This window comes from Lysinibacillus sp. GbtcB16 (assembly GCF_019091145.1).
Classification (GTDB): Bacteria; Bacillota; Bacilli; order Bacillales_A; family Planococcaceae; genus Lysinibacillus; species Lysinibacillus fusiformis.
This window is the reverse complement of sequence record NZ_JAGXJV010000238.1, coordinates 1-317: the sequence shown is the minus strand read 5'-3', so window position 1 is coordinate 317 and position 317 is coordinate 1. Positions and strand designations below refer to the sequence as shown.

1 protein-coding gene is annotated in these 317 nt (G+C 50.8%); it reads right to left on the bottom strand.

Going from position 1 to position 317, the window contains the following annotated elements; all coding sequences use genetic code 11:
• On the bottom strand, positions 1-272 hold a 272-nt coding region (locus tag KVT27_RS24120), incomplete at its 3' end, for a Gfo/Idh/MocA family protein (RefSeq protein WP_483307981.1).
• Positions 273-317 lie beyond the last annotated feature (45 nt).

Genomic DNA, 317 nt, shown 5'->3' with positions numbered 1-317 from the left:
AGATTGGAATAGACGGCACGGCTTGTTCCTTTCGTTCCCCGCAACGTACAGCTGATTTGCGGATCGACGCTGCTCAGCGTCGGTTTCGTGTAGGATCCGCTCACTTGGGCGATGCGTCCTTCGTTATCCTTCAAGAGGAATCTCATCGTGTCGGGAACCGTTAATCCGTATTCCTGATTGGTCAAGCTGGAATGGGCGTAGCCGAATACTTCCTCAATGCGCGGCAAATACCAAGCAGCCAGATCCACAGCATGAATCATAAAATTGTACATCCAGCTGAAACCTTTTTGGCGGCTCCAGCCTTTATCCAGAAACCA